General features: G+C 73.9%; 15 protein-coding genes. 2 read left to right on the top strand and 13 right to left on the bottom strand.

Annotation, left to right across the window (positions count from 1 at the left end; translation table 11 throughout):
* Window positions 1-452: 452 nt before the first annotated feature.
* The 3 genes from HYE82_RS05065 to HYE82_RS05055 form a co-directional block, all read right to left on the bottom strand.
* The gene (locus tag HYE82_RS05065) at window positions 453-902 is read right to left on the bottom strand and encodes an SRPBCC family protein (RefSeq protein WP_179172701.1); all 450 of its coding nucleotides are present in this window, start codon (window positions 900-902) and stop codon (window positions 453-455) included.
* A 205-nt stretch (window positions 903-1,107) separates the two neighbouring features.
* On the bottom strand, window positions 1,108-1,611 hold the full coding sequence (locus HYE82_RS05060; RefSeq protein ID WP_256986928.1) for an RDD family protein: 504 nt from the start codon (window positions 1,609-1,611) through the stop codon (window positions 1,108-1,110).
* Window positions 1,612-2,103: 492 nt separating this feature from the next.
* The gene (locus HYE82_RS05055) at window positions 2,104-3,327 is read right to left on the bottom strand and encodes a M20 family metallopeptidase (RefSeq protein WP_179172700.1); all 1,224 of its coding nucleotides are present in this window, start codon (window positions 3,325-3,327) and stop codon (window positions 2,104-2,106) included.
* A gap of 281 nt (window positions 3,328-3,608) precedes the next feature.
* Here HYE82_RS05055 and HYE82_RS05050 point away from each other — a divergent pair, with 281 nt between their 5' ends.
* Window positions 3,609-4,442, top strand: coding sequence for a hypothetical protein (locus HYE82_RS05050; protein ID WP_179172699.1), 834 nt, complete (start codon window positions 3,609-3,611; stop codon window positions 4,440-4,442).
* A 359-nt stretch (window positions 4,443-4,801) separates the two neighbouring features.
* Here HYE82_RS05050 and HYE82_RS05045 read toward each other — a convergent pair whose 3' ends face one another.
* The 6 genes from HYE82_RS05045 to HYE82_RS05020 all read right to left on the bottom strand — a co-directional run bounded on the left by HYE82_RS05045 (window position 4,802) and on the right by HYE82_RS05020 (window position 10,478).
* The gene (locus HYE82_RS05045) at window positions 4,802-5,311 is read right to left on the bottom strand and encodes a GNAT family N-acetyltransferase (protein WP_179172698.1); all 510 of its coding nucleotides are present in this window, start codon (window positions 5,309-5,311) and stop codon (window positions 4,802-4,804) included.
* 338 nt (window positions 5,312-5,649) lie between these two features.
* Complete coding sequence (locus HYE82_RS05040; RefSeq protein ID WP_179172697.1) at window positions 5,650-6,759, bottom strand: PP2C family protein-serine/threonine phosphatase; 1,110 nt, start codon at window positions 6,757-6,759, stop codon at window positions 5,650-5,652.
* A gap of 437 nt (window positions 6,760-7,196) precedes the next feature.
* Entirely contained in the window at window positions 7,197-7,922 is a 726-nt protein-coding gene (locus HYE82_RS05035; RefSeq protein ID WP_179172696.1) for a dienelactone hydrolase family protein, read from the bottom strand.
* Window positions 7,923-8,266: 344 nt separating this feature from the next.
* Complete coding sequence (locus HYE82_RS05030; RefSeq protein WP_179172695.1) at window positions 8,267-9,046, bottom strand: SDR family NAD(P)-dependent oxidoreductase; 780 nt, start codon at window positions 9,044-9,046, stop codon at window positions 8,267-8,269.
* 72 nt (window positions 9,047-9,118) lie between these two features.
* Window positions 9,119-9,748, bottom strand: coding sequence for a hypothetical protein (locus HYE82_RS05025; protein WP_256986927.1), 630 nt, complete (start codon window positions 9,746-9,748; stop codon window positions 9,119-9,121).
* 112 nt (window positions 9,749-9,860) lie between these two features.
* On the bottom strand, window positions 9,861-10,478 hold the full coding sequence (locus HYE82_RS05020; protein ID WP_179172694.1) for a hypothetical protein: 618 nt from the start codon (window positions 10,476-10,478) through the stop codon (window positions 9,861-9,863).
* A 452-nt stretch (window positions 10,479-10,930) separates the two neighbouring features.
* Between HYE82_RS05020 and HYE82_RS05015 the strand changes: the two genes are divergently transcribed.
* Window positions 10,931-11,416, top strand: a complete 486-nt coding sequence (locus tag HYE82_RS05015; RefSeq protein WP_179172693.1) for a hypothetical protein — start codon at window positions 10,931-10,933, stop codon at window positions 11,414-11,416.
* A 117-nt stretch (window positions 11,417-11,533) separates the two neighbouring features.
* Here HYE82_RS05015 and HYE82_RS05010 read toward each other — a convergent pair whose 3' ends face one another.
* The 4 genes from HYE82_RS05010 to HYE82_RS04995 form a co-directional block, all read right to left on the bottom strand.
* On the bottom strand, window positions 11,534-15,307 hold the full coding sequence (locus tag HYE82_RS05010; protein WP_179172692.1) for a hypothetical protein: 3,774 nt from the start codon (window positions 15,305-15,307) through the stop codon (window positions 11,534-11,536).
* Between the two features lie 148 nt (window positions 15,308-15,455).
* The gene (locus HYE82_RS05005) at window positions 15,456-16,538 is read right to left on the bottom strand and encodes an alpha/beta hydrolase-fold protein (protein ID WP_309144198.1); all 1,083 of its coding nucleotides are present in this window, start codon (window positions 16,536-16,538) and stop codon (window positions 15,456-15,458) included.
* 533 nt (window positions 16,539-17,071) lie between these two features.
* Window positions 17,072-17,428, bottom strand: a complete 357-nt coding sequence (locus tag HYE82_RS05000) for a hypothetical protein (RefSeq protein WP_179172690.1) — start codon at window positions 17,426-17,428, stop codon at window positions 17,072-17,074.
* Window positions 17,429-17,599: 171 nt separating this feature from the next.
* Window positions 17,600-21,670 (bottom strand): WD40 repeat domain-containing protein (locus HYE82_RS04995; RefSeq protein WP_179172689.1); only part of this gene is annotated, 4,071 nt, incomplete at its 5' end.

Here is a 21,670-nt window from a genome sequence, read left to right as displayed (position 1 = left end):
AACCGGGCGGCAGGGACGTTGTCCAGGGCGGTTCCGCCGGTGCCGCCGGTCCGCCGACGCCGCTGCGGGAATCCGGGTTGCGCCGGTCGGCCCAGGGGCCGGTTCCGTTCCGGCAGTGGCAGGTGCCACGGGGGACCGCGGGTCGGCCGGTGCCGGGCGGCCGGGTGCGACCCGCGGCTGGCGTACGGGTGGACGCGCGGGTAGAGGTCATGGAAGCCGCGTCGGCGCCCGGCTCGAACTCCCGGATGCGCGGGCTTGGAGCGCCGCGCGCATCAGGGTCGGTGATTCGCCACCCGGCCGCGCCGACTTCCGGTCACGAGGCCCTGGCCCTGTACGGCGCCTCGGGGCGCCCTGAAGCGTACGGCGCCAGGTCCAGGTGGGCCCGGAACCTCAGCGCGCCCCGCCGCACGCCGACCCGCCCGTGCGCTCGAAACGGCGGCCGCACGCAGTTGTCAGACGGTGCCGCGCCAGGCGCCGGTTTCGGCACCGCGGTCTTCAATGAAGTGCTTGAACCGCTTCAGGTCGCCCTTCACCTGGCGGTCGACGAAGCCGAGCTTGTCACCGATGCTCTCGGCCATGCCCTCGGGGTCGAAGTCCATCATGAGCGTGACCTCGGTATGGGTGGGGTCGATGGGGCGGAAGGTGACCAGTCCGGACTGCTCGGTCTGTCCCCCGACGGTGACCCAGGCGACCTTCTCGTCGGGGATCTGTTCGGTGATCTCGGCGTCGAACTCCCGCTCCACCCCGCCGATCGTGGTGACCCAGTGGGTGAGGGTGTCGCTACGCTGCTCGATGCGTTCGACGCCGTGCATGAACTCGGGGAACGACTCGAACTGGGTCCACTGGTTGTAGGCAGTGGTGACGGGAACGTCGACCTCGATGGATTCCTTCACGTGCGACATGACATCTCCTTGTCCGATGGATTGCGGCGGCACCCGTCGGCGCTTGACTCGGCGACCGCGGTGGCGGGAAGGCCGGTCCCTTCCCCACGTCCCCGCCTGCCCGGTTACGGGGGCCGCACACGCCGTCCGCCGGAGGTCCGGCACACGCGGCCCGTCGCGATCACGGCAGCCCTGGCTGCCCTCGGAGCCGGCCCTGACCGCGCCGTCAGCGGCGGTGGATCACCGCGCTGCCCGAAGCCCTGTCGTGTATGCCACGGCGGTCCGTGCCGAGGTTGATCGACGAGACGTTGGCGACGCACAGCGCCGGTATGCCGGTCACCACCAGGTTCGTGAGGTGCCGGGCGACGGCCGGGCCGTAGCCGATGCGCTCGCCGGTCGTGAAGCGCACCACTTCGAGGCGCAGGGCCCGCTTGCCCGGGGTCGCGCCCCAGCGCGACACGCTCAGCGGAGAGTAGAGCAGGAGGAAGGCCGCGACCCAGAGTGCGGCGGTGGTGCGCCAGATCGCACGGGCGTCCCCGTCGGCGACCCCGGCGCCCGTGAGCATCCGGTCGAGGCCGACCAGCGGCACGAGAATGACCGCGACAGCGATGACCAGGTCGATGGCAGTGGCGGCGCAGCGCGGCATGAGACCCGCCGGAGATCCGGGACGGGTGCCCGAGGCCGCCTGGAACCGACCAAGGTCGCCGCCGGAGGAAATGGAGTCGAACATGCGGTTCCTTCTTTTGTACGCCGAGAGGGGAATCTTATATTCCGCTTGTGGGCGGGGTTCTGCGGCGAGGGCGTCCCATGGCAGAGCGTCCGGATCGCCGCGCGCACCAGGTCCGGCGGGCGGTCATCCGGCAGGATCGACGTGTGGTGCCGGTAGGTCTGCCGGTCCGGCATGGCCCGCGGGTCCGGTGGGCGTGCAGGCGGACCTTGGGCTGGGGGCTGGGGAGGACGCAGCAACTCGCCGAATCAGATCCAGCGGGCCGGGGTCCTGGCCCCGGTCCGGACCATTGTGTCCCTCGGCCGGTCGCCTGAATGCCCGGCGTACGTGCACCGGGTCGCCGGTGCGGGCCATGTCCCACAGCACTTGCCGGGACGGGGCCGGGGGTTGTGGCACTCACACCGACCCGGCCGGGCCACGGTCACGGAGCGCTCCAGGCACAGCGGTGTCCTGCGGTACGGCGACAGGGTGGCGCAGCGGACCGTCTCAAGGCCCTCACCGGGGAAGGACCGCCTGGAGGGCGGCGGCCGCGTGGAGGGCCGCTCCGGTGGCCAGGGCGTCCTCGTCGAAGACGACGCGGTCGCAGTGGAGGTCGGGGGCTTCCGAGGGCGTGATGCCGGGCGGGCGCGCACCGAGGATGGCCATCACCCCCGGCACCCGCTGCAGGACGTACGAGAAGTCCTCGGCACCCATGAACGGCGCGACCAGATCATGGACCCGGTCGGGACCGAGGAGCGCGGTGGCGGTGTCGCGGAGGGCCGCAGTGGAGAGGGGGTCGTTGACGACGGGCGGGTAGCCCTCGGTCAAGCCGACGTCGGCGCGCATACCGTGGGCGGCGGCGACATGGTGGGCGACGCGCGTGATGCCGTCGCGTACCAGCTGTCGTGCGGTCGGGGAGAGGGTGCGGAAGGTGCCGCGGATCTCCGCTGTCTCGGGGATGACGTTGGCCGTCGTACCGGCGTGGACCGAGGCGACGGTGAGCACGGCCGGATCGAAGACGTCGACGGTCCGCGTGACCATGGACTGGAGGGCCTGGACGAGCTCGCAGGCGACGGGGACGGGATCGAGGGCCCGGTGCGGTGTCGCGGCGTGTCCGCCGCGGCCGCGTACGGTTACGTGAAGCCCGTCGGAGGCGGCGAAAGCGGGGCCCGGCCGCAGGTGGACGGTGCCGCTGTCGAAGCACGAGGTGATGTGCAGTGCGAACGCGGCCGCCACTCCTGTGCCGTCGGCCGTCTCCAGCACACCCTCGTCGATCATGTGCAGGGCACCGCCGCCGGATTCCTCCGAAGGCTGGAACATGAAGACGACGGACCCGGCCAGCAGGGGGCGGCGGGCCGCGAGCAGCCGGGCGGCTCCGACGAGCATGGCGGTGTGGGCGTCGTGTCCGCAGGCGTGCATGGCGCCGGGCAGTCGGGAGGCGAAGTCCAGACCGGTCTGCTCGTCCAGGGGCAGCGCGTCCATGTCGGCACGCAGCAGGACCGTCGGGCCGGGCCGGGCGCCTTCGAGGGTGGCGGTGACGGAACTCAGGTGCGAGCCGGTGACCAGGTCCAGCCCCAGGCCGCCCAGGGCTTCCAGGACGGCCTGCTGCGTGCGGGGCAGATGCCTGCCCAGTTCAGGGAAGCGGTGGATGCTCCGGCGCAGGGCCACCATGCCGGGCAGGGCGGCCCGCGCCTCCGCCAGCAGCCCTTCGAAGGCGCCGGCCACAGGAGCGACACGCATGGCATCTCCTCGACGAGAGCAGGTCGTACGGCGACTGCCATGTATCCCACGCATCGCCGGCCGCCACACCGGAGGGACGCGGCGGCCGTACGCGGCGTGTGCCGGTTCGCGGTGCGGCCTCGGAGGCAGCCGCGAGCCGTCCCGCCCGACAGGCGTCGCCGGATGCCCCGGCTCCCCCGGCTCCCTCGGATCGGTCACCGGTTCAAGATCCGCTAAGGTGTTCGGCGTTCGCGGCGGACACACGCCCACGCGGAGCACACGCAAAACCGGGGGAGCAGCAAGTGAGCACGGCCAGAGCGCAGACGGTCGACGACGGGTCGGGACCTTTCGCCACGGTGAACGAGTTCTTCCACGCCTGCATGGGTGACCGCGCCCCCGGACTGGACGAACGTCCGGACGACAGGCTCATCGGAAGGATGCAGATCGGGCGTACGCTCCTCGGCATGGTCGCCGCTGTGTGGCTCATCGCGGCCTATCCGCTGAGTTCGGGGCGGCAGGAGTTCGTCCTCGGCAAACTCGTCGAACTCGCCATCGCCTGCGCCATCCTGCTGGCAGGAAGCATCATCGGCATCGCCGCCTTCCTCATCGCGGGAACCCCGGACAGGCGCCGCGACTTCGCGCGCCGCCTGCTGGGGCCGGTCGCCTCCATGCTGGCGCTCGCCCTCGGCCCCGCCTCGACCTGGCTGTCCCTCACGACCCTCAAGGGCGAGCTCGTCGACGGAGGAGACCTGATGGGCTTCTTCTCCTCGATCGTCGGCCGCGGCATCCTCTGCTCGCTGCTCAGCTTCGTGGTCCTCGCCATCGGCTGGCTGCTCTCCATCGCCCTGCTGATCGCCTCCATCCCGTTCACGATCCTCATGGCCTACATCTGCGTCGCCACCTGCTTCCGCGCCTCCGACGTCCACCAACTGCTCCCGGCACTGCTCTCGCCACTGCTGGTGTGGTCGCTCTTCGCCTTTCAGGTCTTCAACGGTCCTGACGTCGCCGCGCCCCCGGAAGTGCTGTACGCGTTCCTCCTCGGCGGCCCCCTCTCGGTGACCGCGCTCTCGGTCTGGGAGGTACGGCGCCTGCGCAGCCGGTACGGGATCACCCTCCGGGGCGCGCTCGGCCGCTGAGCCGCGCCGCCAGGCAGGCGCGCGGTCCTTGATCTCGGCTGACGGGCCGTCGGTGACCGGCGGGCGTCCCTCACCGTCGTACCGGACCCACTGTCCCCTGGGCACGAGCTGAGGCCCTCCGCCTCGCGAGGTACCGCACCGGACGCCGCGCGCCGGGACATCTCTCCGGCCAGAGCCCTCGGCCAGGTGCGCCGACCCCCGATGTCCGGGGCCAATTCGTCGATCGCGGCGATGAGGAGGGCGGCCTCGAAGCGGACTTCCGGTTTGTCGAACCGGGTGGCCACGGCGCGGTTGCCTCTCAGCCGGTTGTCTCTCAGCCGGTTGATGCCGTGCTCGACTGCGTTCCGGGCCCGTGGTTCTCATGGCAGTGCCCGGCGCATGCAGGCCCTCGGCCACCGGTCCAGGCCATGTGCCGCTTCGCGCTCGCGGATCTTCCGCAGACCGGGGGCAATGCTGCTGTCGTCCATGAATCGGAAACCGCAGCGTGTGTAGTAGGGAGCGTTCCACGGGACCCGGGTGAACGTGGTGAGGGTCAGGGCGGGTGCCCCCGTGCTCGTGGCGTGGGCCGCCAGATGGTCCAGCAGCAGCCGGCCGATACCGCGACGTGAGCTGTCCGGGTGCACCGAGACCTGCTCGACGTGGAGGTTGCCGTCGACGCGGTCGGCGATCAGGTATGCGGTCGGCGCGTCGGCGTCGTCGGCCGCGACCCAGGCCAGCCCGGCGTGGTGGTAGCGGGCGAGTTCACCGAGCGGGAGCGGCTCGTCGTCGGCGACCTCCGGCATGCCGATGTCCCGGAAGCACTGCCCGGCGACCCTCTCGATGTCCTGGAGGAGGGGCAGTTCGTCCAGGCGTACGGCTCGTATGCGCATGGACGCATTCTCCCCCGCACGCCGGATGGCGCCAGCGGCGGTTCACCGGCGGTGAATGCGCGGGACGGGCCCGGGTTCGGCCCGGGTGGTCGTGCGTATCGTGCTGCGGGGGCGTGACATCGTCTGGCGCCACCGGCTCGTGACGCGGCAAGTGGGCCGTATGGACGTGGATCGCCGATCACCCACCCAGTCCCGACCCCCTCGGGTGGATTCCGGCTGACCTGCCGCACGTCCCGTTCGGTGCATCGGCGGGCCGTGGCGCCACGCCGAGCCGGGTAGGAATCCGGTCCCCTCGCCTGACACCGCCCGCCCGTCGGCGACATCGTGGCACGGGCCGCTCACTCGGATTCCGTGTCCGAGGGCTCACGGAGGCGTACGGCGAGGGCGGCGATGTCGTCGTCGAGCCGTCCCCTGCTGTAGCGGAGGAGGTCGTGGTGGAGAGCCGTGAGCAGTTCGCGGGGCGGTGTCGGGGGCTGCCGACGTATCCAAGCTGCCAGCGGGAAGAACTCGCCGTCGCGGGAACGGGCCTCGACGATCCCGTCGGTATAGACGAGCAGCAGGTCACCGGGGGCGAAGTCGAAGGTGTCGACATTGTAGTGATCTCCGATCAGCTCCGCGAGGCTGAGCAGTGGCGCGGGGGTGTCCGGTTCGAGGACACGGAGTTCCCCGCGGTTCAGGAGCATCGGCGGTGGGTGGCCGCAGTTGAGGATGTCGATACGTCTGCCCTCGTGCGGGATCTCGACGAGAAGGGCGGTGGCGAAGCGCTCCATCGGCCCCTCGGGGGGAAAGGCGGCGTTGTAACGGGTGCTGCTGGCGTCCAGCCGGCGTGCGACGTTCACCATGTCGGTCTCGCCGTAGGCCGCCTCCCGGAAGGCGTTGACGATCGCCGCGGCCGCCCCCACCGCCGGCAGTCCCTTGCCCCGCACGTCTCCGATGAGCAGCCTGACCCCGTATGGCGTGTCGACCACCTCGTAGAAGTCCCCGCCGATGCGGGCCTCCGCCGCGGCCGCGAGGTACAGCGACTCGATCTGGATGGTGCCGAAGCGGCGTGGCATGGGGCTCAGGACCACCTGCTGAGCCGCGTCGGCGACGAGCCGTACGTGGAAGAGGGTGCGTTCCCGCTGGAGCCGGACATGGCTGCCGTACGCGGCGGCCACGGTGACTGCGATGATCCCGGCGGCCGTCCACCACGTTCCCAGGTCGGGGAAGACGAGGCTGAGGCCGATCATCAGAAGGAGGCAGACCGTGCCGAGGAGGACGGTGGGGAGCACCGGCCACATGGCGGCGGCGAGGGCCGGCGCCGCGGGCAGGAGGCGGCTGAAGGCCAGTTCCGGCGGAGTGGCATAGGCCAGGCTGGCGATCACGACGGTCAGAATGACCGGTGACAGCCGCACGAGGCTTCCCGGGCCTGGGCGCCGACGGAGCCACGGCCGTCCGGACTCGATCATATTTCACAGAGTATCCACGTCCCGAGGGTGTGGCGCTCTGACGAAGCAGCGTCGCCTGCCTGCCTGCCTGCCCCGCCCTGCCCCGCCCCGGATCGCCGAGCTGCGACGCCCCAGACGCTGGACCGCCGCCCGCCGGGTCTTCCGGGATCAGGGTTTGGTGGAGAGTCCACGCGGTACGGCCGGCCGGAGCCAGTGCCACCGACACCTGCAATCGAATGCATGAGCGAATCTTGCGGGGCTTGCGTGGAACGGGAAGAGGCAGCCGCCGTGGCCCGCACGCCGGAGCCGCGGGTGCCCATCCCGCAACCGCGTCGACCGGAACGAGGTGATCCCGCACCGGCCGGCGCCCTGCGGCCGCTGCGACCCGGACGCGCCGGAGCCGGACGGGGGCGAGGGCGACGACGGCGGGCAGGAATGAGCCTCGGGAGCCGACCGGGTCACTGCGTTACGGGCAGGCAATCGGCGAGCAGGTCGACGATGTCGCGCCAGGCCCGCTGCGCGTGCCGGGGGTGGTAGCCGACGCCGGGGAGCACGGTGTGGTCTACCGGCGGGTGGTGGAAGGCGTGCAGGGCTCCCCCGTAGACCACGAGGCGCCAGTCGACGCCCGCGGCCTGCATCTCGGCGGTGAACGCCTCCCGTTGCGAGGGCGGCACGATCGGGTCTTCCGACCCGACCCCGGCCCACACCGGGCAGCGAATGCGTGCCGCGTCGCCCGGCCGGCCCGTGGTCAGTCCGTTGACCGTCCCGATCGCGCGGAGGTCGACGCCGTGGCGCCCGAGCTCAACCGCGATTGCGCCCCCGGTGCCGTAGCCGACGGCGGCGATCCGGGCGGGGTCCGTCCGCGGTTCGGCACACAACACGTCGAGCGCCGCGTTGCCGATGCCCCGCATCCGCTCGGGGTCGGCGAGCAGAGGCATGCAACGGGCCAGCATCTCCTCGGGGTCGTCCACGTACCGGCCGCCGTGGAGGTCGAAGGCCAGCGCCACGTATCCCAGCTCGGCCAGGGCATCGGCTCGGCGGCGCTCGACGTCGCTGAGCCCCGGCCCCTCGGGCCCGACCAGGACTGCGGGTCGGCGGTCGGCACCGGCGGGGAGCGCAAGGTGCCCGATCATCGTGAGACCGTCGGCCGGGTATTCGACCGTACGCGTTGTGACCGTCGTCATGAGACTCGACTGTAGTGACCGTCGAGCCCGGTCGGGCCGGTGTTCACCGCCGGCAGACGGACGGGGCCGTCGGGCAGGACGGCCAACCCGCCCGTGACCGCCTGTCCGCGCTGGCTTCGTGTTCCTGGACGCCACCCGCAGACGGGTGAACCCGTCCTGTCCACGTGGCCGTCGAAGTCCAGGTCGGCGGTGTCGAACAGCGAGCCCGGTGCGGGACGGCCCCTGGCCGACGCGAAGCGTACGCCCTGTCCGCGTCTGCGGCACGAGCGCCGAGGACGCCTCGGTCAATACCGTCCAGGACAGCCCGCAGTGCGCAGCTGCTGCCGCTCCACACGGTGTCGGGTTCAGTGAACGGAGAACCCCCCGTCGACGAAGATCGCCTGGCCGGTGATGTAGCCCGAGGCGCGGCCGGCGAGGAACACCGCCGCTCCGGCGAAGTCGTCGGCCAGGCCGGTGCGCCCGACCAGGGTCCGCGCGGCCAGCGCCGCAACCATCTCCGGGTCGGACGACAGCCGTGCATTGAGCGGGGTCATGACGAAACCGGGCACCAGCGTGTTGCAGGTGACGCCGTGGGGCGACCATGCCTCGGCCTGGGAGCGGGCCAAGGACTCCAGCGCCCCCTTGGACACTCCGTATGCTCCGCTCTGGACGAAAGCCCGGTGTGCCTGCTGGGAGGTGATGTGGATGATCCGCCCGAAACCCCGCTCGGCCATGCCGGGCCCGAACCGCTGGCCCAACAGGTAGGGCGCCTCCAGGTTCACCGCCATCGTGGCGTCCCACACGTCCTCGCCCAGCTCGCCCATCGGCGGCCGCAGGTTGATCCCTGCGCTGTTGACGAGGATGTCCGGCTCGCCGAACACCTCGGCTGCCTGCTCCGCCGCCGCGCGTACCCCGTCCCGGGTGCCGAGGTCGGCGCTCACCCAGGCCGTCCGGCAGCCTTCCGACGCCAGTTCCTCGGCCGCCGCGACCAGTTCCGCCTCCTTGCGCGCCACGAGCACCACGCCGGCCCCCGCTCGTGCGAGAGCTCCGCAGACGGCTCGTCCGATGCCGGAGCTGCCGCCCGTCACCACGGCGACCAGGCCGTCCAGTGAGAAGAGTTCTGAGAGATAGCGATGCGGGACCATGCCCGCAGCCTAGGCCGCGGCGCGCGCGGGCGGCGCACTCGCCCGCCCGCCGCGGCGGCGGCCGGCATCCGCTCAGGTGGCGGCGTGGGGCTGCGGGGGCTCGGCGTGGCCGAACGGCGGCAGGGCCTTGAACGAGGGGTGGAGCGCCACCGTGGGCGCGATCCGGTTCAGCTCGGCCCGGACCAGGGTCAGCGGATGGTCGGGGAACCGCGCGTCCCACTGCTCCAGGTCTCCGATGTGGTACGGCAGCCCCCCGGCGATGTCCGGCCCGTACGGGTGCGGCGTGAAGAAGCGCTCCGGGCCGGCCTCGGCCAGCAGCACGGCCTCCCTCATCCCCGTGAACGCGCCCTCTGCCGCCTGGACCTTGACGACCGTGCTGCACCCGGCCCGCGGTATGGTCCACGAGGCCAGGAAGGCCTGCCCCCGCCTGTTCTGCAGCGGCACCTTGACGAGTTGACGGACCGCCGGGAGCGTGTCCACCTGGCCGACCACTGCCTCGATGAGGCCCGCACCGGCCGCGGAGACGGACCTGGCCAGGCCGTACCGGAGCCGGTCGGCCGCCTCGATCGGCGCGGGCAGGTCCGGTACGAGACCGAAGAAGTGGACGGAGAGAACGAGCCCCCGGGCGTCGGTCCACACCCCCGGATCCCGCTCGGTGAAACCGGCGAGGTCCATGCTGGTGATCGGCGTCTGCGTTGTCATGTGCGACATCCTCTCCCGCCCCGGCGGGCCTTCCGTGCCCGGGCCGCCCCCGGAGCCGCGGCGCTGCCTGCGGCCCAGCGAGCCGACGGCCCCAAGTCCCCGCCTCTGACGCTCAGTGGAGCCAGAAGAAGACGGTGTCCTCGGTACGGCCCGCCTTCTTCGTCACCTCCCACTCGTGGGCCTCGACCCGCATGGGCTCCAGCAGCACTTCCGCCGTCTCGCGTACTTCGGGGTCGAGCCGGTCGAGGACCGCCTCGTACGCCTCGACCAACTCGGCGGCCCGGGAAGCCGGGAAGGTGCCCATCCAGGGCACCGCGTCGCCCGGATGCGGGAGCCGCAGCGGCGGACCGCCGAACAGGAGCGCGGCCGGCGCGAGGTCGGCCGGCACCCCGTTGCGGGTCATCTCCTCGTCGACGGTGTGGAACCAGGACGGCCGCCGCCAGTAGCCGAGGTCATAGGTGTCGGAGAAGTTCACTGCCACCAGCGCCTGGAAGGCATACGTGTAGCCGGGCTCCATGTCTGCGCTGGGACTGCCTTCCAGCAGTTCCTCCAGTGCCTGTGCGACCGGCACGCCCAGCGTGATGCCCTGGTCTTCGAAGCGGGTGTCGACCTGCGCACACCGCTCCCGCGCCATGCCGAGGACGCGGTCCTGTTCCGGTGTCCGCTCCACCGCCGTCAGCAGCCGGATCACGGCCCGCATGTCGCCGGTGCTCATCTCCAGGTTCCCCATGGCCCCATTCCTTTCGTCTGCCGAAGTCCATGATCGCCGACTCCGTCGGTGGGCTGGATCGGCGGATCGAACTCGGCGGCACTGCGTTCCGCGCGGCCGGTCGATCGGGCACTCGACCACCCGCCCGGTCATGCGGTGGATCTCGATCTCGTGCCGCAAGTCCACCGCAGTCCACGAGCAGGAAGTACGTCGTCATTGCCCGGGAGCGGCCCAGCCGGCTGCCGGACCGGTGCCGTGCGTACCGGGGGCCCGCCGTGTCAGGCCGCCCGGCAGGCGGCACCCGTGGCCGGGGGCGGCAGCAGGTTGCCGTCCCGCGGATCAGGCGTTCCGGGGTCCGTCAAGTCCCGAGATGCAGGGGCATGACGGGGTTCGGCCGCCGGGGCTTACTTGAGACATGGGTTCACGCAGAACCGGTGGGCCCTCCCCCTTCCCCCCACGTAGGAGATCCCCTCATGTCTCGTACCTCCCGCACCCGGCGTCTCGTGCTGTTCACCGCCTCGGCTTCGCTGGCGGCAGGAGGCGCGCTCCTGCCCACGAGTGCGCTCGCCGCCCCGGCGACGCCGCACACGGTCACCCCCACCCTCTCGGCTGACCGCGGCGCCAGCGGCTACGAGAACGACGAGCGCGAAGACAGGAACGAGGACGGGAACACGGAGAACGAAGGCCCCGATCAGAAGGACCCCGCTGAGGGCGGGGAGCAGTCCGGGTCGACGGACTCCGAGTCCGGAGTGGTTCCGGAGAGCTACTGCAACGACCCGAAGGGCCTCCCGGGGCTGTGCGTCGACGGCAAGCCGCTGCCGAAGGGCGACGGCACCGTCACTGTTCCCCGGGGATCGGTCCTCTGCCTGGGAATCGACACCCCCCAGCAGTGCGCGGACCGGCAGAAGCCCGTCGTGAAGAGCCCCACGGGCAGCTCCACCGTAGAGCTCGCGGTGTGACCCGAGCGGCCGGCCGGAGACGAGGAGGACTCACCGAAGGTCGCGGCGCCTGAAGGGCGCCGCGACCTTCGCCGGTGTTTCCCCGGCTCGTGCTTCGCGGTGCGCCGCGTGCCCTGCTCAGGGCCGGCCGGCGGCCTCGGCCGCCGCGTCCCGGACGTCCGGCGCGGGGTGGCCGCACAGCTCGGTCAGGGCGGTCATGGCCGTGGCGGTGTCGCCGCCGACGGAACGGGCCGCTCCCAGCTCCTCCTCCGCGCGCGCGAGCGCGTACAGGCCGGTGAAGAGGGCGTCCGGGGCGGCGGCCGAACGGGCCCGTGCGAGGTCCGCGCGAAGGCCGCTCGCGGTCGGCCGGCCGGCGCGGCGGGCCTCCGCTCGGGCGGTCCGGGCCGCGAGCAGCGGACGGTCCCGGACCAGCCGGGCCTGCTTGCGCAACCAGGCCTCGTGGTCCGAACCGGCGCCGGGTCCCAGGGTCGTGCGCAGGCCCGTGCCGAGCCGGAGCGTGGCGTCCTGCGCGACGAGCAGGGCGCACGCCCGCTCCCAGACGGGGCGGCAGGCGTCGGGCAGCCGCTGTCCCGCCCACCGTTCCAGCTCCCGGGTCAGCGCCTCGACCCGGTGCCGGACCGCGGCGTGGTGCGGCTCTCCCGCGCCGGCGCCGAGCAGCTCGGCGAGCAGCGTGGTGAGGACGGTTCCCGCGCCGCCGGGGTCCTGCCGGGCCGCGTCGACCATGGTCACGGCGGCCGCCCCCCACACCGGGCCCGCAGCGCGCGGGTCGGCGACCAGCCGGGGCAGGAGCCCGAGGTGCACGGTCGAGGGCTCGGCCTGCGCCCACCGGTACAGGACCCGGCAGGTCTCGGCCGTCTGCTGTGGTGTCGGGCCGTCCTCCTGGCCGTTGTCCGCCGCCGTGGACGCGGCCCCTTCGGCGTGAACGGCCCCGGAGGCCGTCAGCAGGCTGTGGCAGACCACGTTCACCAGGGCCGCGTAGCGCTGTCGCGCCGGCCCCGAAAGCTGCCACGGGGAGACCCGCAGCAGGGCAGCCCGTTCGGAGGCGGAGCCTCGGCGCGCGATGTCGTCCAGGCAGGCCGCGACCGGCTCCAGGGCCGTGAGGGCGGCCGCCCTCGTCGCTGCCGCCGCCCGTACGTCCGGGTGCTGCCCGGGGGCCGTGAACGCGGCGACCAGCGCCTCACCGGCGAGGGCGGCGGGCAGTCGGTCGGCGGCCAGCCGCACGATCTCCTTGCGGCTGGTCACCTTCGAACCCTCGCTGCGGGCCAGCACCGGCCGGAAACGCGCGGCCAGGTCCTTGGGCGCCACGTGGGGGCAGACCCGACCGATCGCGTACACCGCCACCCGGGCCCTGTCGTCGGCCGCTCGCGCCAGCAGGTCGGGCAGGACGAGCGCCGGGCGGTCCGCGTACGGGAGCGCGGCCAGCGCCGCCTCGGCCGTGGCCACGTCCCGGGCGGTGGCGAGGGCGCGTACCTCCGCGATGCCGGCGGAACCGGGGACGGCGGCCAGGGCGCGCAGCAGGGCATCGCCGGGCACGTCGGCGCCCCCGACCCCGTCCGTGGCCGTCCCGGCGTCGGGGTGGCGGGTGCGCAGGCCGGCCACCAGCCAGTCGGCGACGGCCGCGCAGGCGGCGCCGGTCCAGCGGTGGGCCGCCCGCACCACCGGCGGCAGCGGATACCGCTCGTGGGGGCGGCCGATGTGCTCGACCGGGTGGAAGCGGCCGGCGGGCGGGGCGTCGAGGGGGTGCGCGAGGAGCAGGGGCAGCAGGTCGTCCGCATCCCTGGCGACCGTCTCGACGACCCGGGGCAGTGCGATCGCACTCGGCTCCGCGGCGAGCAGGGCACGCACCCGGCTTCGCCGCAGGGTGGCCGGCGCGAGCCACAGGTCCGCGCTGCGGCGGGCCGCGCGCTCATCCGACGTGCCGGTCAGGACCCGTTCGACGGCCTTCCAAAGCCACGGCGTCCCCTCCGGCCGGCTGCGGCCTCCACGACGGGCGGCGCCGCCGCTCCCGCCCAGGTCGGCGAGGGTCTCGGCCAGGGTGAGCACGGGAGCGGGGTCACCGGCGTCGAGGGCGGCGGTCACGAGCGGGCGCAGCCCGCCCACCAGCGCCTCGACCGCCCCGGCCGGCGGCTTGCGGCGCAGCGTGCCGAGCGTGTGGGCGCCGGAGGCGGGGCTGTGTCCGGCCCCGTCCGTGCGCAGCAGGGTCTGGACGGCCCAGGCAAGGAGCGGCGCGCCCGGTGGTCCGGGGCGCACGCCATGAGCGCAGGCCACCCGGCGGGCGAGGGTGGCCAGGGCCGTCAGGGAGCCGAACGAGCGGTCGCGGGCCTCCAGGGTGTCCGTGGCGATCCGGTGCAGCGCCGCAGGCGTGGCCTCGGCGAACAGTCCGGGCGGCACGCTCGACAGCGCGCCCAGGGCCTGGGTCCGTACCGGGTCCTGTTCCGAGCGGAGCCGCTCGGCGAGCTCCGCCACCACCTCGGCCACTGCGGCGGGGCGGCGCGAGCGTGCCGCACAGGCGACCAGTGCCCGCCAGGCCGCGCCCCGCTCGTCCGTGTCGGACCGGCGGGTTCCGGCGAGCAGCGCCGGGGCCGCGTCCTCGTAGGGGAGCAGCCCGCGCAGAAGGAACAGCTCGGCCGGCGTCGCGCCGCGCTCACGGGCGGCCGCGAGGGCGTGCCGGACGTGGGGTGCGGCGGTACGGCAGGGCAGCAGCCGCAGCAGGTCCTGGGGTATCGGGGGACGTTCGAGGCCGGAGGCTGCCGACACCGTGCGCGCGAGCCTTGCCCCGCGCGGGCTGTGGCTGCGGGTCGCGTCCAGGACAGGGCCGCGCCGGCCGGGCGGCAGCGCGCCGAGCACGGCCGTGAGGACGGTGACGGTGGAGCGCGGATGCCGGACGGTGGCGAGCAGTTCGTCCTCGGGCAGGGAGCGGACGAATCGCCGTGCGGCGGCATCGGTGAGGGAGGTCAGGACGAGGTCGAGCCGATCCTCCCGCCACAGCCGGGCGACCCGCCGAGGGGCGTGGGTCAGGAAGCGGGGGAGGTGCGGGAGGAGCCCGGGGGGAAGCCGGGCCGGTCCGTGGAGCGCGAACAGGTCCAGGACCCGGACCGGTTGGACGGCGGCCAGCGCGGTGAGGGCCGGCGCGGCCCGGAACCGCCACCACTCCTCGCGCGCTGCCTCCGGGAGGGACTCCGCCTCCCTGGCCAGCCACTCCCACACCACCATGGGGTGCCGACGGGTCAGGGCGGGCCAGCATGCCAGAACGTGGTGCAGGAGGGGCAGCAGACGGCGCACCGTCTCCGCGGAGCAGCCCGGCAGCAGGCGGGCCGCCTCGTGGTCCCCCCAGGTCTCGCGCAGCGGTTCCACGAGCGCGTCGGCGAGACGGCGGATGGCGCCGGGATCCGCGGAATCGGCGGCCGGACGCCGCAGCCGGCCGATCAGATCGCGGCGGGCAGCCCCGGTCACGTGGTCGGCGAGGAGGAGCTCGGGATCGGGGGTGATCAGTCCGGCGGCGAGGGCCGTCAACGCCTGGGTGCGCACGTACCGGTGCGGGTCGGTCAGGCCGGCGGTGAGCACGGCGGTGAGGCCGGCGCCGTGCGCTGGATCGGTGGGCACGGACCGGGCACAGATCAGGGCGAGGGCGCGGACGTGCGGAACCTGCCGGTCGGGGTCGGCGAGAACGCCGAGGAGGCCGGGCACTTCGGCCGGGGGCAGTGCGCGGACGTGGTCGACGGCGGCGCACACCCGTTGGCGGTGCGGCAGCGGGGCGAGTTCGGAAAGCAGCCGTTCCGCGGCAGCCCCGTCAAGCCCGGCTGCCCGCGCCGGAACGGGTGCGCAGGTGTCGTCATGGCGGGCCGGGGCCGGCTCGCAGCCGACGGCGGATTGTTGTGAAGGGCTGCTCATCCGCCCATCCTGCCTGAACGGCAGCGGGCGCCCGTCGGCGGTTTCGGCCGGGGCGGGTCGGCGCCGGGTGGACGGCCCGTCATCAGGCGCGCTGCGCCGGTCGCGGCCGGTGCGACCAGGAACCGCGCCGAGGCCTTCCGCACCTGCCCTACTGCGGCTTCGGGCCCTTCAGCAGCTTGCTGAGCTGTTCCAGGGGGCCTTCCTTCATGCCTCGGACGTAGTCCCAGCCGTTGTGGTCGCCGCCCTGGATCTCGTGGATCGTGACCTTGATCGGGCCCTTGCCGAACTCCTGCTGGAACTTCTCCATCCGGTCGCGGCCGCCCTCCTTGGTGCCGTACTGGAAGAGGACGTTCACCTCGGGGCCCTTGCCGTTGATCAGCTTCTGGGCGAGCTTCTCGGGGTTGTTCGCGTCCATTTCCGCCTGGTGGCCCTTCCAGAGCGGGGAGTCCGGGACGATCTCGCCGCCGTTGGCGATGACGGCCCGGAAGCGGTCCGGCTTCTGCAGGAGTTGCTTGAGGCCGACGAAGGCGCCGGAGGAGTTGCCCATGAAGGCCCAGCCGTCACGGGACTTGTAGGTGCGGAAGTTGGCCCGGGCGAGGTCGGGTACGTCCTCGCCCATCCAGGTGCCCATCTTGGCCTGGCCGGGGATGTCGGAGCCGTCGTAGTAATACTTGGCGTCCGGGTTGAGGATCGGCATGACCAGGATGAACGGGAGGCTCTTGCCGGCTTCGGCGCCCTCGGCGACGGCCTTCTGCAGGCCCAGCTTCGGCATGGTCGCCCAGTAGTTGTCGGCGTTCCCGTTGCCTCCGGGCAGCGCGATCATGACCGGGAAGGCGCTCTTCGCGTACTCGGGGCGGTCGTACTCCTTCGGCGTCCACACCCAGACGCTGCCCTCGAAGCCGGACTTGGCGCCCTTCACCCGGGCCTTGGATATGCGGGTGCCGTCGTCCAGCTTGACCGTCTGCTTGAAGTCGACGAACGGACCGGTGGGGAGGGACACGTCCGGGTCCGCGCTCGGCGCGGAGGCCTGCTTCCCGCCGCCGGTCTCCTTGTCCGCTCCGGCAGGGGGCTTTCCGTAGCTGACGGACTCGCCGTTCCCGTCGAACCAGTCCGTCCTCCAGTGGATCAACCCGGCGCCGGCGCCGACAAACAGGGCCACGGCCACCGCGGAGCCGATCCACACCTTCTTGCGGGATCGCCGGGGCTGCTGCGACTGCGGGTCATCGTGCACGAACTTCGCTCCGAACAGTGCGGCTGCCCTGGGCGGGCAGAACGGGTGGGTCCTCATCTTGGGAGGCGTTTCCCGACCCCCTAGGTTGCAAAAATATGCAATAAATATTGTTCGGGTTTCAAATGGTTCGTGTGTGGCCCCTCGGACGGGCCGGCGCCGCCCGTCCCGAACCGGACGGTTCGCTGACCGGGGGATTGCCCTACCCGGCACCGGGCGGTCAGCAGGATCGCCAGAGGGCGGCCTCCGGGGAAAAGCTGGGACCGGCCCGGGGGAAACGTCCCCGGCGAAGTGATCCAGCGGCGGTCTTCGGCACTTTCCGGAAGTCCGTCACAGTTCATGGGAGTTGGTGGCACGTGGGCCGGCGCCGGCAAGCAGGCCACGGGACTTGATGCCGCGGCGGCGGAGCCGTTGCCGCAGGCCGGGTAGTCGTGGCCCTTGTCGCCCGGAGCTTGCCCGGTCGGCGCCGGCACGGACGCAGGGGCCGCCCCGGAGAATCCGGAGCGGCCCTCGGACGTGCGCTGCGGGCGTGTCGGTCAGCAGTGCGGCACGGATGTCTGTCCGGCGACCAGCGACGAGTGGACGTACCCGGTGCCGACCGGGCTGGAGACCCGGAACCAGCGGTTGGAGGCGTAGTTGGAGCTCGGCGGGTACACCCACTGGCTGTCCAGCCAGCACTGCATGCCCACTCCGGTGCCGTTGACGAGGTACCCGTACGAGCCGCAGCCGGTGTTGGCGCAGGAGCGGACGTTCGCCCCGCCGCTGTTGGACGAGATGTAGCTGCCGGCGGCCTCGGCCCCGCCGGCGCCGGCGAGAACGCCGGTCAGGGCCAGGCCCGCGGCGGCCGCCGCGAGAGCCGTCCGGGTCCGCAGGCTGCTGGTGAAGCGTCGCATGGTGGTGCTCCTTCGCGTCGTGGTGGTCGGATCCGCCGCCCGGGTTGTGCTCGGTCGTTCCGGCGGCGCCCCACCAGCAAGCCCGACCGGATCCGCCCGGCGGAAGGGCAACGCCGCAGGTCGGACGGGTCCGGACGCAGCTCCGTACAACTCCGTACGGGCCGAGGGAGGTCAGGGGCAGGGCGGTGCGTACGGCAGGCCGGGGAGCAGGGACGCCCACTCGGCCCGGGTGATCGGCGAGCCGGCCCGCTCGCAGACGTGCCGGGCGGCGTCCTCGGCACCGGTGCTCCACACCAGCGCCGCCGGGGCCGAGCCGCCGGCCGCCAGCGAACGCCCGTCCGGGCTGTAGGCGATGGCGTACCCCTTGCCGCCGAGACCGCTCAGGACGGCCCGGGCCTGCGGCGGTTGCGATCCGGCGCGGCCGGCCCCGGAGGTGTCCCACAGCCAGACGGTGCTGTCGGTGCTCGCGGCGGCCAGGGTCGCGCCGTCCGGGGCGAAGGCGAGCGCGTAGACGTAACTGCTGGGGCCGGCCAGCGGGGGTCCGGCGCTCACCGGACGCCCGCCGTCCGCCGTGCCGTCGAACCTCCACAGCCACACGTCCCGGTCGCCGGTGCCGGCGGCGAGCGTCCGCCCGTCCGGGCTGAAGGCCACGGACATCACGTAGCTTCCCGGTCCCCGGAGCGTGGCCTCCGCGTGCGGGGCGCCGCCTCCCGCCGGCAGCCGCCACACCAGCACCTGCTTGTCGACGGTGCCCGCGGCCAGCCGCCGGCCGTCCGGGCTGAACGCCACCGAGTACACGAAGTTGGTCGGCTCGGTCAGTTCGCCCGCGGGGCGGGGCCGGTCCGGGTCCCGGGTGTCCCACAGCCGGACGGTACGGCCTTCGCTGCCGACCGCCAGGGTCCGGCCGTCCGGCGAGAACACCGCGGACTGGACGGTCCCGGTGCCGCCGGCGAGCGGTTCGCCGCGCGGTGCGGCCCGGTCCGGACGGCTCGTGTCCCACAGCCACACCTTGCCGTCGCGGCCGCCCACGGCCAGCGTGCGGCCGTCCGGGGTGAAGGACAGCGTGCCCGAGTAGCCGGTCGGGTTGGCCAGGGGCGTGCCCACCGGGCGGGGAAGCCACGGATCGCGGACGTCCCACAGGTGCACCTCGCGGCCCGCGACCGCGAGCAGCGTTCCGTCCGGGCTGTACGCGACGGCGTTGACGGTGCCCTGCACGCCGTGCAGGGGACGCGCGGGCAGCCGCCAGATCCGTACCGTGCCGTCGGCGGCGCCGCTGACCATGCCCTGCCCGTCCGGCAGGAACGCCAGGGAGGTAACCGGTCCCGGGTGCGGGAACGAGCCGAGGGAGGTGCGGGTGGCGGCGTCGTACAGACGCACCCGGTTGTCGGCGCTGCCGGTGGCCAGCCACCGCCCGTCGGCGCTGTGCGCGACCGCGTTCACATAGCTGGCGGGCCCGTCCGCGGCCGTGGGGGCCCCGGCCAGGACGTCGGGGGGAGGCGGCGCACCGTCCGCGGGGCCGGGTACCGTCCACAGCCGGGTGGACCGGTCCTGGCTGCCGGCCGCCAGCCGGCGGCCGTCGGGGCTGAACGACAGCCCGAACACCGGCCCGCCGGCCCCGGTCAGCGGCTGCTCCCTGGGCACCGGCCCGCCGCTGCCGGAGGCGTCCCACAGCCGGACCGCGCCGTTCGCCCCGCCCGCCGCGAGCACGGCCGGGCCGCCGGGCCGGAAGGCGACCGAGTGGACGGGCCCGTCGGACCCGCCGAGCCGGCGGGCGGGTCCGAAGCCGCCGGTGCCGGCTCCCGCACCGCTGCCGACGGCGGTGCCGGGGCCGGTGCCGGTGCCGGTGCCGTCCGGTGCGGGCGCCGCCGGGCGGGCGTCCGCGGCGCGCTCCCACACGTACACCCCGCCGTCGGCGGACCCGGCGGCCAGCCGGGCCCCGTCCGGGGCGAACGCCAGCCCGTACACGGCGGACGAGGGCCCCGGCAACACCGTCCCGGCGGCGCCGCCCCCGCCCGGCGAGGTGGCGGCGGCCGGCGAGGCTGCCGCGGCGGCGCCGCGGGCCGGCTCCCACACCCGTACGGTCCCGTCGCCCGCGCCCGCCGCGAGCAGCCCGCCGTCGGGGCTGAACGCCAGCGCGTACACGGTGTCCGCGAACGGCGGCGACGGCTTGTCCAGGCGCTGCGGCCGCGCCGGGTCGCGCAGGTCCCACAGAGCGACCGTGCGGTCCAGTCCTGCCGCCGCGAGCGTCCGCCCGTCCGGGCTGAGGGCGACCGCCTGCACCACACCGCGGAACGCCAGCAGCCGGGTGACCGCCGGCATCGCCGAGGCGTCCGTCAGCGCCGCCCGCGCCTCCGCCGTCGGTGCGGTCCGGTACGCCACCAGGCTGAGCTGGGCGGCCAGGGCGAGGTCGCTGCCCCGCAGCCGCTCCGAGCGGGCCGCGACCAGCCGGGACAGAGCCGTCCTGCGCTGCTGTTCGGCGTCCCGCCGCTGCACCAGCGCCACTGCGGCCAGGCAGCCGGCGAGGGTCGCGAGGACGGTGAGGAGGACCAGCAGCTGCCGCAGCCGCCGGGCGTGCTGCCGGTCGCGGCGGGCCCGCTGCTCCTCCGCGGTCCGGCTCGCCACGAGGAACCCGCGCTCCGTGTCGGTGAGTTCCCGGGCACGGCCGCCGCGCTCGGCCCACCGGGCGGCCAGCGCCAGCCGGGCACCGCGGTAGAGCAGCGAGGGCTCCCGGTCGGCCGACCGCCAGCGCTCCGCGTCGCGCGCCAGGTCCTGCCACACCAGGTGTCCGGCGCGGTCGGCCTCGATCCAGCCGTGCAGGCGGGGCCAGGCGGTGAGGAGAGCCTCGTGCGTGATCCGGGCGCCTTCGCCGTCCAGGCCGATCAGGCGCCGGTCCACGAAACACTCCAGCACCTCGTACACCTGCTCGGCGCGTTCGTCGCGCCCGTCGTCCGCGGGAGAGGAGGGGCCGGGCAGCGGCAGCACCCTGCGGGTGTCAGGGACCCCGTCCCCGACCGTCACCATGCGCAGGAACAGGGCTCGGGCGAGGTCGCGCCGGCTCTCACTGAGTGCGGCGTACGCCTCCTCCGCGCTGGCCGAGACCGCGGCGGACATGCCGCCGCCCGCCCGGTAGTCGGCGATGGTGAGGACGCTGCCGCGGCCGCGCTCCCAGGTGGACAGCAGGGCGTGCGAGAGCAGCGGCAGCCCGCCCGCGCCGGAGTCCCGCAGGTCCGCGACCAGCAGGTCGGCGAAGCCCTCGTCCACGGCGAGCCCGGCCTTGGCAGCCGGTCCGTGCACTGCGCTGCGGATCTCGTCGGTGGTGAGCGCCCCGACCACGATCTGGCCGCGCTGGAGGGCGGTGCCGAGGGCGGGCTCCTGGAGGGCCTGGGCGTAGAAGTCGGCGCGCAGCGCACCCAGGACGTGGACGCGGGAGGAAGGAAGCGCGGCCAGGAAGCCCAGGAACCGCTCCCGTTCGGCGGGTTCCCGGCAGACCGTGAAGACCTCCTCGAACTGGTCCACGGCCACCAGGACGCGGACGTCGCGGCTTTCGGCCCAGTCCCGCAGGTGGGCTGCGAGCCCGGCCGCGGAGTCCGGTACGGCGGCCGCGCCGGGGGCGGCCGCTGCCTCCACCGCCGTCCGCACCGCGGAGTCCGCGGCGCACGTCATGGTGCGTACGGCCCGGACCAGCTCCGACGCCGGGGCCCGCCCCGGGGCCAGCAGGCACGGGACGAACCGGTGCGCCGCGCGCAGGACCGGCAGGACCCCGGCCCGCAGCAGCGACGACTTGCCCGAGCCCGAGGCGCCGACCAGGAGGTGGGGGAAGTCCGGCCCCTCGGCGAGCAGCCGCTCCACGACCGCGTCCCGCAGCCGGTCCCGGCCGAAGAACCAGTCCGCGTGGTGCTCCTCGAACCGGGCGAGCCCCCGGTACGGCACCACGCCGCGGGCCGCTCGCGGGGTGCGCGACCGGCGCAGGTCGGCCAGTCGCTCAAGCCAGCGGGCGGTCTCCGCAGGCTCCTTGACGCCCAGTTCCTCGAGCACCCGCCGGAACAGCGGCAGCGAGCCGAGCGACGGGAGGCTCTGCCCGGCCAGCCAGCCGCCGATGGTGGTGTGCGCGCCGGGGGATTCCACGCGTGTGGCCAGTACCCGCACGGTGAGGGCCGCCTCCTCCCTCAGCCGGGTCAGGTCGGCGGCGAATTCCTCCCGGGGCGTCGGGCCGCCGGGCGGCGCGGCCGACGGGTCCGGGGG

The organism is Streptomyces sp. BR123 (genome assembly GCF_013401435.1).
Taxonomy (GTDB): Bacteria; Actinomycetota; Actinomycetes; order Streptomycetales; family Streptomycetaceae; genus Streptomyces.
The sequence above is the reverse complement of the archived record's forward strand: the minus strand, read 5'-3'. Positions and strand labels throughout refer to the sequence as shown.

What these genes read in the sequence shown, in the direction of transcription:
- HYE82_RS05065 (WP_179172701.1), bottom strand. Translation starts at nt 902, where the DNA reads ATGTCGCACGTGAAGGAATCCATCGAGGTCGACGTTCCCGTCACCACT.
- HYE82_RS05060 (WP_256986928.1), bottom strand. Translation starts at nt 1,611, where the DNA reads ATGTTCGACTCCATTTCCTCCGGCGGCGACCTTGGTCGGTTCCAGGCG.
- HYE82_RS05055 (WP_179172700.1), bottom strand. Translation starts at nt 3,327, where the DNA reads ATGCGTGTCGCTCCTGTGGCCGGCGCCTTCGAAGGGCTGCTGGCGGAG.
- HYE82_RS05045 (WP_179172698.1), bottom strand. Translation starts at nt 5,311, where the DNA reads ATGCGCATACGAGCCGTACGCCTGGACGAACTGCCCCTCCTCCAGGAC.
- HYE82_RS05040 (WP_179172697.1), bottom strand. Translation starts at nt 6,759, where the DNA reads ATGATCGAGTCCGGACGGCCGTGGCTCCGTCGGCGCCCAGGCCCGGGA.
- HYE82_RS05035 (WP_179172696.1), bottom strand. Translation starts at nt 7,922, where the DNA reads ATGACGACGGTCACAACGCGTACGGTCGAATACCCGGCCGACGGTCTC.
- HYE82_RS05030 (WP_179172695.1), bottom strand. Translation starts at nt 9,046, where the DNA reads ATGGTCCCGCATCGCTATCTCTCAGAACTCTTCTCACTGGACGGCCTG.
- HYE82_RS05025 (WP_256986927.1), bottom strand. Translation starts at nt 9,748, where the DNA reads ATGACAACGCAGACGCCGATCACCAGCATGGACCTCGCCGGTTTCACC.
- HYE82_RS05020 (WP_179172694.1), bottom strand. Translation starts at nt 10,478, where the DNA reads ATGGGGAACCTGGAGATGAGCACCGGCGACATGCGGGCCGTGATCCGG.
- HYE82_RS05015 (WP_179172693.1), top strand. Translation starts at nt 10,931, where the DNA reads ATGTCTCGTACCTCCCGCACCCGGCGTCTCGTGCTGTTCACCGCCTCG.
- HYE82_RS05010 (WP_179172692.1), bottom strand. Translation starts at nt 15,307, where the DNA reads ATGAGCAGCCCTTCACAACAATCCGCCGTCGGCTGCGAGCCGGCCCCG.
- HYE82_RS05000 (WP_179172690.1), bottom strand. Translation starts at nt 17,428, where the DNA reads ATGCGACGCTTCACCAGCAGCCTGCGGACCCGGACGGCTCTCGCGGCG.